This window comes from Candidatus Competibacter phosphatis (genome assembly GCF_012939995.1).
Classification (GTDB): Bacteria; Pseudomonadota; Gammaproteobacteria; order Competibacterales; family Competibacteraceae; genus Competibacter; species Competibacter phosphatis.
In genome coordinates, this window is sequence record NZ_SPMZ01000082.1 from 24,709 (window position 1) to 30,724 (window position 6,016).

Annotated in this window: 6 protein-coding genes and 2 pseudogenes; 6 read left to right on the top strand and 2 right to left on the bottom strand. The window is 58.9% G+C overall.

Annotated features, from left to right (window positions below):
- The 4 genes from E4P82_RS19960 (at position 1) to E4P82_RS19975 (ending at position 3,193) form a co-directional block, all read left to right on the top strand.
- The gene (locus E4P82_RS19960; RefSeq protein WP_169250517.1) at positions 1-1,131 is read left to right on the top strand and encodes an SPFH domain-containing protein; all 1,131 of its coding nucleotides are present in this window, start codon (positions 1-3) and stop codon (positions 1,129-1,131) included.
- A 60-nt stretch (positions 1,132-1,191) separates the two neighbouring features.
- Positions 1,192-1,623 carry a peptidoglycan-binding protein LysM gene (gene lysM, locus E4P82_RS19965; RefSeq protein WP_169250518.1) on the top strand — a complete coding sequence of 144 codons (432 nt, stop codon included), beginning with the start codon at positions 1,192-1,194 and terminating at the stop codon, positions 1,621-1,623.
- Between the two features lie 74 nt (positions 1,624-1,697).
- Complete coding sequence (locus E4P82_RS19970) at positions 1,698-2,522, top strand: tellurite resistance TerB family protein (protein ID WP_169250519.1); 825 nt, start codon at positions 1,698-1,700, stop codon at positions 2,520-2,522.
- A 98-nt stretch (positions 2,523-2,620) separates the two neighbouring features.
- Positions 2,621-3,193, top strand: coding sequence for a Uma2 family endonuclease (locus E4P82_RS19975; RefSeq protein WP_169250520.1), 573 nt, complete (start codon positions 2,621-2,623; stop codon positions 3,191-3,193).
- 24 nt (positions 3,194-3,217) lie between these two features.
- Here E4P82_RS19975 and E4P82_RS19980 read toward each other — a convergent pair whose 3' ends face one another.
- On the bottom strand, positions 3,218-4,714 hold the full coding sequence (locus tag E4P82_RS19980) for a polyamine aminopropyltransferase (protein WP_169250521.1): 1,497 nt from the start codon (positions 4,712-4,714) through the stop codon (positions 3,218-3,220).
- A gap of 39 nt (positions 4,715-4,753) precedes the next feature.
- Here E4P82_RS19980 and E4P82_RS19985 point away from each other — a divergent pair, with 39 nt between their 5' ends.
- Positions 4,754-5,083: a hypothetical protein gene (locus E4P82_RS19985; RefSeq protein ID WP_169250522.1), complete on the top strand. Its 330-nt coding sequence runs from the start codon at positions 4,754-4,756 to the stop codon at positions 5,081-5,083.
- Between the two features lie 141 nt (positions 5,084-5,224).
- Here E4P82_RS19985 and E4P82_RS19990 read toward each other — a convergent pair.
- A pseudogene (locus tag E4P82_RS19990) lies at positions 5,225-5,656 on the bottom strand (GGDEF domain-containing protein); the annotation flags it as partial.
- Positions 5,657-5,762: 106 nt separating this feature from the next.
- On the opposite strand from E4P82_RS19990, the pseudogene E4P82_RS19995 reads away from it, so the two are divergent.
- A pseudogene (locus E4P82_RS19995) lies at positions 5,763-6,016 on the top strand (IS481 family transposase); the annotation flags it as partial.

Consider the following 6,016-nt stretch of genomic DNA (forward strand, 5'->3'; position numbering starts at 1 on the left):
ATGGGACTCTGGGATAAATTGATGGGGGAGTTCATCGATGTCATTCAGTGGACCGATGACTCCAACGATACCTTGGTGTACCGCTTCGAACGCCAAGGCAACGAGATCAAGTTCGGCGCCAAACTGACGGTGCGCGAGGGGCAGGTGGCGGTGTTCGTCAACGAAGGCCAGCTCGCCGACACCTTTCAGCCTGGTATGTACGAGCTGAAAACCAACAACCTGCCGATTCTTTCGACCTTGCAGGCGTGGCGGCATGGTTTCGAAAGCCCGTTCAAGGCCGAGGTATATTTTTTCAGCACCCGCCGCTTCACCGATCTCAAATGGGGCACGCAGAATCCGGTGATGCTGCGCGACCCGGAATTCGGGCCGATCCGGTTGCGGGCCTTCGGCAGCTACGCGATTCGTATCAAGGATGCGCCGACCTTCCTGCGCGAAATCGTCGGTACCGACGACCGCTTTACCACCGATGAAATCACCAACCAGTTGCGCAACATGGTGGTATCGCGCTTCGCCAATATTCTCGGTCAGGCCAAGATTCCGGCGCTGGATCTGGCCGGCAACTACGATCAACTGGGTCAGTTCCTGCTGCAGCGCATCGCCCCGGAATTCGAGGCAGTCGGGCTGGAGCTGACCAACCTGCTGGTGGAGAACATCTCGCTGCCCAAGGAGGTCGAGGCGGTGCTGGACAAGCGCACCAGCATGGGCATCGTCGGCAATCTCGATCAGTACACCCAGTTTCAGGCGGCGGAAGCCATGCGCGACGCGGCGGCCAATCCCGGTGGTGGCTCCGAGGCCATGAGCATGGGGTTGGGGCTGGCGATGGCCCAACGTCTGAACGAAACGCTGTCCCGACCCGCCGCGCCAGCGCCGACGCCAGCAGCCCCGGCACCGCAAGCGGCGCCCGCTGTTCCGCCGCCACTGCCAGTCGCCAATCCTTACTACGTGGCGATGAACAATCAGCAGGCCGGGCCGTTTCCAATGGACGAACTGCAACGGCGGACACAGGTCGGTGAATTGACCCGCGCGACCCTGGTCTGGGCGCAGGGTATGGCCAAGTGGACCCCGGCCGGCGAAGTAGCGGAGCTGGCGCCGTTGTTCGCGCATCTGCCGCCGCCGTTGCCGGACGCTTGAGATCTCTCGGCGTACCGGCGGTATTCGGCATCAATGTACTTGTCGTTATGGGAGATCATCATGGGACTATTCGATTTCGTCATCGATCAGGGCAAGAAACTGTTCGGCGCGGGCGATGATCCCGCCACCAAGATCAAAGAGGCGGTCGAGGCAGCCAATCCTGGTGTTCAGAATCTGAATGTCGAATTCAAGGATGGCCAGGTCAACCTTTCCGGGCAAGCCGCAAGCGCGGAAGCGTTGGAGAAGGCCGTCCTGATCGCGGGCAATGTGCAAGGTGTCTCCGGGGTTTCCTCCGATCAGGTACAAGCGCCGCCGCAAACCGGCCAGATCGAGTACTACGTTATCCAAAAGGGAGACACCCTCTCGGCCATTGCCAAGAAATTCCTTGGCAAAGCCTCTGCTTATCCCAAAATCTTCGAGGCCAATCGGGAGGTCATCAAGGACCCGGATTTGATTTATCCCGGTCAAAAAATCCGTATTCCGTTGAACTGAGCGTCAGGATAATCGCTCTTTGGAGATGCTGGCATGCGTCATTATCCCTTTAGCGAAACAGCGGAGATGAGAAAATGGATGCATTACAGTTGCTAGGCAGTCTGTTGGGCAATAACGCCACGTCCTCGGGGCAAGGCGAACAGATTCTCGGTCAATTGATTGGTGGCCTGATGAGAGGCAATACGCGAAGCGGTGGAGCCGGTGGCGGTTTGACCGATGTGCTCGGTGGTCTGATGGGCGGCGGCGGGCGAAGCGGTGGGGCCGGTGGCGGTTTGGCTGACATACTGGGTAGTCTGATGGGTGGCGGCAGGTCAGGCAGTACGGCCGGTGGCGGCTTGACCGACTTACTGGGTGGTCTGACGGGTGGCACAGGGTTTCAGGGAGGAACCGCGCAGGGTGGTTCTGGATCTCAGATGCTCGGCGGTCTGGTCATGGCCGCGCTGCAAATGCTCAACCAGCGAGGTGCGGCGACGGGCCAATCGTCACTCTCCTTGGCCGAAATGTTGGGGTCTGAACAGGTATCGCCGATGGTGGTGGATACCAGCCAGGCTCATCGGCAAGCCCTGGCCTTTGTCAAAGCCATGATCAACGCCGCCAAGGCCGATGGCCAGATCGATGCCGAGGAACAGCAGAAGATCGTTTCCAGGTTGGGCGATGTCGGCCCCCAGGAAGCGGCGTTTATCCAGGAGGAGATGAGCAAACCCTTGAATTTCGATTTCTTCTCCGACATCACCCAGGACATGGCACCGCAGATCTATGCGGTATCGCTCATGGCGATCAACCTCGACACGGCCGCCGAAAGTCATTACATGCAACAACTCGCGCAGGGGTTGGGTCTGGACCCTCAAACCGTCAACGGCATCCACGCGCAACTGGGTTTGGCGCCACTGTATGGCTGAAACGGTGGGACGACGGCTCACCCAGGACATAAAATTTTTCTCACCCGGTTTCGGGCGAAGGAAAATGGGCATTGGGCACGGCACGGGGGAAAGTCAACATGAGCGCCATTGCTGAAAAAGCGCACATCAGCGAAACCGATTACTTGGCGTGGGAAAGCCGCGCCAAGGAAAAGCATGAGTACATCGCCGGTGAAATTTTCGCCATGGCCGGCGCCAGCGAGCGCCATAACCGGATTAGTTTGAATATCGCTTTCCATTTGCGGTTAGCGACCCGGGGTCATTCTTGCCGCGCCTTCATGGCCGACATGAAATTGCGCATCGCCAGTCACCGGATTTACTACTACCCGGATGCGATGCTGGTTTGCGACGATCGCGACGACCACCCGCTCTACAAGACCACGCCCTGTTTCATCGCCGAAGTACTGTCGCCCTCGACCGCCACCACCGACCAGCGCGAAAAGTGGCTACACTACCAGGATATTCCCAGCTTGCGCTACTACCTGCTGGTGGAAACCGATCGCCCAAGCGCTCGACTGCTGACGCGGACCGGAGAAGAGCGTTGGACCGAGCAGACGCTGGACCGCGAAGACATCGTCACCCTGACTTGTGGCGATGCCCAAGTCACGCTGTCGCTGGACGATTTGTACGAGGATACCGGGCTGCTGGCGTGAAGATGGACGCGCGCGGGCAGCGACTCACTGTGCCGCTTCTCGCCACTCCCGCTCGTAGTAATGCACCAGAATCTGATTGTTGAGCCGGTTGATGTCGGTGGTGACCGGTCCCATGTCCGGTGGGAAGCGCAGCAGGGTGGCGACGGTGTCGGGCGTCAGGAACCGCAGGCCGGGCGGATAGTGGTCGGGCGCTTGCCAGGGCTGGCGCGTGGCCAGCGTAAAACCCCATTCGCCGAACGTCGGCACATAGGCGTGATAGGGCGTGACCCGCAAGCCCACGCTCTCGATGGTGCGGGCGATGCACCAGAACGATTGGCGGGCGTACAACGGTGAAGTGGTCTGCACCACCGCCGCGCCGCGCGCCGCCAGATGCTTCTCCAGCAGCCGATAGAAAACGTTGGTGTACAGCCGGCCCAGCGAGTAATTGGTGGGATCGGGGAAATCCACCACGATAAAGTCGAATGTGTCCTGATTTTCCTCCAACCATTTGAAGGCGTCGGCATTGATGACCTTGACTTTGGGTGAATTCAAGGCATTGGCGTTGAGCGGGGTCAGTAGGGGATGGGTGGCGAACAGCCGGGTCATCTCCGGGTCGAGGTCCACCAGGGTCACGCTTTCCACCGAGTCGTAACGCAGGATCTCCCGCACCGCCAACCCGTCGCCGCCGCCCAGCACCAGCACTCGCCGCGCCCCCGGCACCGCGCTCAGACCCGGATGCACCAGCGCTTCGTGATAGCGGTATTCGTCGCGGGCGCTGAATTGCAGGTTGCCGTTGAGAAACAGTCGCAAGTCGTCCTTCCAGCGGGTCAGCACGATGCGCTGATAGGGCGAAGTGTGGGCGAAGACGATTTCGTCGGCATAGAGCTGTTCCTCGGCCAGCGCGGTAATCCGGTCGGCGGCGACGAAGCCGGCGGCCAACGCCAGAATGGCGGCAACGCACTGACCGCGCAGCCAACGCAATTGCGGCAGTTGCGCGCGAAACAGCCACAGCGCCCAAGCCGCCACCAGCACGTTGAGCAACCCGAACAGCAGACTGGTACGGTTCAGACCCAGATGCGGTGCTAGCAGGATCGGAAACAGCAACGACACTGCCAGCGCGCCCAGATAATCCAGTGTCAGCACCTGCGACACCAGGTCCTTGAAGGCGAACTGCTGCTTGAGAATCCGCATGATCAGCGGAATCTCCAATCCGACCAGAATGCCGATGAGCAGCACCAGCACGTACAGCGCCAGTTGGAAGGCACCCAACCAGGCGAAGATCAGGAACAGAACTGGCGCGGAAAAGCCGCCCAGCAATCCCACCGCCAGCTCGATCTGAATGAAGCGGGCGATCAGGCCCCGGACCACGTAGCGCGACAGCCAGGAGCCGATCCCCATGGCGAACAGGTAGGTGCCGATGATGGTGGAGAACTGAGTCACCGAGTCGCCGAGTAGATAACTGGCCAGCGTGCCGGCGATCAGTTCGTACACCAGCCCGCAGGAGGCGATGACGAAAACCGAGACGAGGAGGGCGGGGGTCAACGGAGCTGCTCCTCGATCCAGTCCCGGCGCTTATTCTTCATGATCATAAGCGACAGCCTCCCTTGGAAAACTCAGCCCACAGCCCGCCGATCGGAAAGTCGTTTTCGGGCGGCCATCGTCATCATCGTCGCGGGCGCATTCGTCCCGGCGGCCATGACACACGGCATGGTGGTCGAAACCCCATTCCGGCAACCAATGGTGGATGTCATATTTGTCGATGTACACGCAAGCCTCTGGCACGATGAACCGCTGGATCAGCGGGCCGTGTTGACCGGCTGGAATCCCGTCCTTGCTTTGTTACTCCGACCGATTCGCGGCACGGGCAACGTATCCCTTGCCGGCCAGCGCAACCGCCGGACCGTTTCGTAACACTTGACGCCATCCCATCGGTTCTGGAGGTCAATCATCGTTGGGGCAAGCTTTCGGTCACGGCGACTCGGAACGTGAGCAGTGTAATCAGGCATCCGTCTCCTGCGAGCTGTTCACAACTGACCGGAATCCATATTGAGCTTAGTTAATAACATATTGGTCTCTCCCGTTTTCTTTTCCAATATATAGGGCTTGGTCTGCTTTTTCGACTAAATCATCCAACGACAAAGCATGTTGATTTGTGGTCGTCAAGCCTAGTGTTACCGTCACCTTCAAATCGGCTTCCGAACAAACAAATTTCTGGTTTTTAATAGTCAACCTGAGCCTCTCGGCAAGAATGACTACTTGCGTGCTATCGGTGTTGGGCAGCAAAATAATGAACTCTTCTCCACCCCATCTGGCAATGACATCCTCGGAACGTAGTGAGTTTTCAATAGTTTCGGAAATCTGCGTGATGACACAATCACCACAAGGATGTCCATAAGTATCGTTGACTTTCTTAAAGTGATCAATGTCCATAAGTATCAACGATAGAGAAGACTTGTCTCGTTTTATTCGACTGAGCTCTTTTTGGGCTAAATTGTCAGGTCCCGCGAGATTATATTGACATTAGGAGCCGCCGTTTGCTGGAATCGCGGCGGTTCTTACACGATCTGATTCTCGCGCTACGGAGGCCCTGATGGAGATTCGCCTGCACGCCAACGCCACCACCACGCCCAAGCAACGAGCGTACATCCAGCAATCGACTCGCCCGGCGGCCGAACTGGCGGTGGAGATCGGAGTGAGCGAGACCACGATTCGTCGCTGGCGAGCACGGGACACGGTGCGGGATCGCCCGCACACGCCGCACCGCTTGGCGACGATCCTGAATCCGCTGCAAGAGTTTGTGGTGGTGGAGTTGCGCAAGCTCTTGTTGCCTGCCGCTGGACGACT

Bases quoted from the DNA above. Each gene is read 5' to 3' on its own strand.
- E4P82_RS19975 (WP_169250520.1), top strand. From the start codon at position 2,621: ATGAGCGCCATTGCTGAAAAAGCGCACATCAGCGAAACCGATTACTTG.
- E4P82_RS19960 (WP_169250517.1), top strand. From the start codon at position 1: ATGGGACTCTGGGATAAATTGATGGGGGAGTTCATCGATGTCATTCAG.
- E4P82_RS19970 (WP_169250519.1), top strand. From the start codon at position 1,698: ATGGATGCATTACAGTTGCTAGGCAGTCTGTTGGGCAATAACGCCACG.
- E4P82_RS19985 (WP_169250522.1), top strand. From the start codon at position 4,754: ATGATCATAAGCGACAGCCTCCCTTGGAAAACTCAGCCCACAGCCCGC.
- lysM (WP_169250518.1), top strand. From the start codon at position 1,192: ATGGGACTATTCGATTTCGTCATCGATCAGGGCAAGAAACTGTTCGGC.